Here is a 4,263-nt window from a genome sequence, read left to right as displayed (position 1 = left end):
CACCGGGCGCGCCCGTCGCCTCGGCGTCGAGCGCGGCCGCGCTGAGCGCCGTCTCCTCGGCCTGATCCGCCTCCGAGCGGCCGTCTTCGCGAGAATCCGCCTCCGAGCTGCCGTCCTCGCGAGAATCCGCCTCCGGGCTGCCGTCCTCGCCGGAGGCCGCCGCAGCGTCCGGCCCCACGGGAGCCGAGTTGTCCGGCTCCACGCGGGCGGCATCGTCCGACTCCGCCGGGGCCGCGCCGGCCAACCCAGCCGGGGCCGCGCCGGCCAACCCAGCCGGGGCCGCATCGTCCTGCTCCGCCGAGGCCGCAACCGCGGCGACACCGGTGACGGCTGCCGCGCCGGGCGCGGCATCCGTTCCCGGCACCTGCGAGAGCGAGCCGACGGCGCCGGTCGCGCTGGCATGCACGCGGGCGCCGTTCACGAGGTCGAGGAAGACCTCCTCGAGCGCCGGTCCGCGGCGGTGCAGCGACGACAGCGCCACGCCGCCGGCCGCGGCGGCAGCACCCACGGCGGCCGGGTCGAGGCCGCGTACGGTCAGGCCCGAGCGAAGGACTTCGAAAGGCACGCCCGCCGCCCGCAGCGCAGCCACGAGCGCTGCGCGGTCGGGAGCATCGACGACCGTGGCGTGCTCGTCGGGGTCGGTGAGCTCTTCGATGGAGCCCTGGAACACGAGGCGCCCGCGCGAGATGATCAGCAGCGCGTCGACGGTCTGCTGCACCTCGGCGAGCAGGTGCGACGACACGAGCACCGTGCGGCCCTCGGCCGCGAGCTGGCGGAGGAAGCCGCGCATCCAGCGGATCCCCTCGGGATCGAGGCCGTTCGCCGGCTCGTCGAGCACGAGCACGCCCGGGTCCCCGAGCAGCGCGTACGCCAGGCCGAGGCGCTGGCGCATGCCCAGTGAGAATCCGCCGACCTTGCGGCCGGCGGCATCCGTCAGCCCGACGAGGTCCAGCACCTCGCCCACGCGCGTCTTCGCGATGCCCGCGGCCTGCGCGTAGATGGTGAGGTGCGCCGCGGCCGTGCGACCCGGGTGGAAGCTGGATGCCTCGAGCACGGCCCCGACGGTCTGCAGCGGCTGGTCGAGCTCGGCGTAGCGCTTGCCGCCGATCGTCGCGTGGCCGTCCGTCGCGCGGACGAGGCCCAGGAGTATTCGCAGGGTCGTGGTCTTGCCGGCGCCGTTCGGACCGAGGAAACCGGTCACCAGCCCGGGCTCGACGCGGGCGGTGAGCCCGGAGACGGCCGTGACGGCGCCGAAGCGCTTGGTGACACCTGAGAACTCCAGCGACTGGCCGTGGGGCATGCCGAACCCTTCCCGTGGACGTGAGCGAGACACCCCGGGGGGCACTGGTCGGGGGCGCGTCATTGCGGGTTCCTTGCGGAACCGAGTCCCATCCTGGCGGAAATCCCGCTCCAGCGTGGGAGAACTTCACCCGGCCGGTAACGTTGCGCTCGTGACCGACCTCGCCGCCGACGCTGCAGAGCCCACCGTCCTCGCACGTGCGAGCGGCGGCCTCGGGCGCCTGACACTGAACCGCCCTCGGGCGATCAACGCCCTCGACCTCGGCATGGTCCGCAGGTTGCACGAAGCGCTCGACGCCTGGGAGCACGACACCGAGGTCGACGTCGTGCTGCTGGACGGCGCCGGCGAGCGAGGGCTGTGCGCCGGCGGGGACGTGCGCGGCCTCGCCGAGCAGGTGACGAGCGGCCGCGCCGAGGATGCCGGGGTGTTCTTCCGCGAGGAGTACGCGATCAACGCGCGCATCGCCGAGTACCCGAAGCCCTTCATCGCCTTCGCCGACGGCATCACGATGGGCGGAGGGATCGGCGTCGCCGGGCACGCGGCGATCCGCATCGTGACCGAGCGGTCGCAGCTCGCGATGCCCGAGACGCGCATCGGCTTCACCCCCGACGTCGGCGGCACGTGGCTGCTGGCCCACGCGCCGGGGCGCCTGGGGGAGTATCTCGGACTCACCGGAGCCGTGATGGATGCCTCCGACGCGATCTACGCCGGATTCGCCGACCACTTCGTGCCCCACGAGAACCTCGACGCCGTCCGCGACGCGCTCGAGACGCGCGCCGATCCCTCGACGCCGACCGAGCTCGTGCTGCTCTTCGACGAGACGCCGGTGCGATCGAAGCTCGAGGCGGCACGCGCGTGGATCGACGACGCCTTCGCCGCCGACACCGTGCCCGAGATCGTCGAGCGGCTGCGGGCGCGCCCCGAGCCCGAGGCATCCGCCACCGCCGACCTGCTCGGCGAGCTCTCGCCGACCGGGCTCGCGGTGACGCTGGCGGCCGTGCGCCGCGCGCGCGAGCTGCCGAGCCTGCGTGACGCGCTCGACCAGGAGTACGGGCTCGTGATGTGGTTCGCCACGACGCAGCCCGACCTCGCGGAGGGCATCCGGGCGCAGGTCGTCGATAAGGACCGCTCACCGCGTTGGCAGCCGGCGACGCTCGCCGACCTGCCGCCGGACGTCGGCGCGACCGCGCTGGCCCACCGACCCGGCATCCCGCTCTGGGGCTGACACAGGTCGGCGGACGAGGACGGATCATGGCAACCCGGCGCCGCGCGTACTCGATCGGTGTGGCGATCGACCGGTTCTTCTTCGTCTTCGCCGGGCTGGCGGCGCTGTGGCTGGCCTACCTCAGCTTCACCGAGACGTTCCACGTCGGCTGGTGGGGCATTCCCTTCTTCCTGGCGTTCTGGCTGCTGCTGGCCTACCTCGTACTGCCCCGCCTGCACCGCATCCTCACCACGGTCTACGTGCCCGAGTACTTCATCGGGCGCACCCGGACGAGCGACGGACTCCTCGGCGATCCGGTGAACCTGGCGTTCCAGGGCAGCGGTGAGCAGATCCGCGCCGCGCTCGAGGCGGCCGGCTGGACCCGCGCCCAACCGGTCACCCTCGGGTCGTCGTGGCGCATCGTCGCGTCGACGATCTCGCGGCGCAGCTACGACGAGGCGCCGGTGAGCCCGCTGTTCCTCTTCGGCCGCCAGCAGGACTTCGCGTATCAGCAGGAGGTCGACGGCAACCCGGCCCAGCGCCATCACGTCCGCTTCTGGCGCTGTCCCGACGACTGGCTGCTGCCCGGCGGGCGCCGCGTCGAATGGCTCGCGGCGGGCACCTTCGACACGAGCGTCGGCCTGTCGCTGTTCACACTCCAGGTCACGCACAAGATCGACGCCGACACCGACGTCGAGCGCGACCACATCGTCAGGACGGTGACGGATGCCGATCCCCGCGTCGTGGTCGACGTCATCGCCGATTTTGCGACCGGCTACCACGCCCGCAACGGCGGCGGCGACAGCATCCGCACCGACGGCGACCTGCCGATCGTCGACGTGCGGGCGGTCGAGCCCCGGGTCGAGGCCTCCGGGGAGGTGACGGCGTGAGCGCAGAGACGCCCGCCCCGCAGAAGCGAGCCGCGTACGAGCCGGCCGCGCGACTGCTGAAGCCGCCGCGGTACGACCCGCACATGAAGCGGCCGATCTCCACCACCGCCGGCGCCGCGCTGATCCTGCTGCGCGTCCTCGCCGGTGTCGCCGTGCTCGTCGGCATCGCGGCGGGGTGGGATGACATCCTCGCGGACCCCGACTCGGTGCTCGAGGGCTTCGACCCGAGCCGCGAAGGGACGCAGGCGGCGCTGTGGCTGGTGCTCGGCACGGGCGCGGTGGTGCTGCTGCTCGACCTCGCGCTGGCACTCCTCGTCTACCGGGGCATCAACTGGGCGCGCGTGGTCGTGATGTTCATCTCGGTGCTCTCGATCAGCACGTCCTTCACCGCGTGGTGGGCGCAGGGACAGGAGATCGAGATCGACGGCACGTACGTGTCGCTGAGTCTCGACATCCTGGTCCTCCTCGCCCTGTCGAGTCGCAGCGCCGCCGCCTACGCGCGACGCAACGAGCGGCGCGACGAGCCCGACGACCCGCCGGTGACGTAGCCTGATCTGCGGTGTTCCGCGCGGCCGGTCCGGGCGGCAGAGGCTCCCGGGGAGGGTGCGTGTTCGACAGTCCGCTCTCGGCGTCGGCCTACGAGGTGCTCGCGGTCGACCCCGCTGTCGACGAGGAGACCCTGCGCAAGGCCTACCGCCTGCGGCTGCGGCAGACGCACCCCGACACCGGTGGTGACGCCGCCGTGTTCATCCAGGTGCAGCGGGCGTGGGAGCTCGTCGGCACCCCCGACGCCCGCGCGGCGTATGACCGCGGCCACGGCTTCGGCGAGGCGGCGGCGCCCGAATGGTCGGGGTGGCGACCGCCGGCCG

The 4,263-nt window shown here is 73.1% G+C and carries 5 protein-coding genes; 4 read left to right on the top strand and 1 reads right to left on the bottom strand.

The window, feature by feature from the left end; all coding sequences use genetic code 11:
* On the bottom strand, nt 1–1,300 hold a 1,300-nt coding region (locus VIP82_RS01795; protein ID WP_331905588.1), incomplete at its 3' end, for an ABC transporter ATP-binding protein.
* 151 nt (nt 1,301–1,451) lie between these two features.
* Between VIP82_RS01795 and VIP82_RS01790 the strand changes: the two genes are divergently transcribed.
* From VIP82_RS01790 to VIP82_RS01775, 4 genes are all read left to right on the top strand, one after another.
* Nucleotides 1,452–2,525 carry an enoyl-CoA hydratase/isomerase family protein gene (locus VIP82_RS01790; protein WP_331905587.1) on the top strand — a complete coding sequence of 358 codons (1,074 nt, stop codon included), beginning with the start codon at nt 1,452–1,454 and terminating at the stop codon, nt 2,523–2,525.
* 26 nt (nt 2,526–2,551) lie between these two features.
* Nucleotides 2,552–3,394, top strand: a complete 843-nt coding sequence (locus tag VIP82_RS01785; protein ID WP_331905586.1) for an LssY C-terminal domain-containing protein — start codon at nt 2,552–2,554, stop codon at nt 3,392–3,394.
* Entirely contained in the window at nt 3,391–3,942 is a 552-nt protein-coding gene (locus VIP82_RS01780; RefSeq protein ID WP_331905585.1) for a hypothetical protein, read from the top strand. Before VIP82_RS01785 ends, VIP82_RS01780 begins: the two co-directional genes overlap by 4 nt.
* Nucleotides 3,943–4,001: 59 nt before the next feature.
* Nucleotides 4,002–4,263: J domain-containing protein (locus VIP82_RS01775; RefSeq protein ID WP_331905584.1), on the top strand; the 262-nt coding region annotated here is incomplete at its 3' end.

Source organism: Microbacterium sp. (assembly GCF_036566905.1).
Lineage (GTDB): Bacteria > Actinomycetota > Actinomycetes > Actinomycetales > Microbacteriaceae > Microbacterium.
This window is presented reverse-complemented; position numbering and strand designations above follow the sequence as displayed.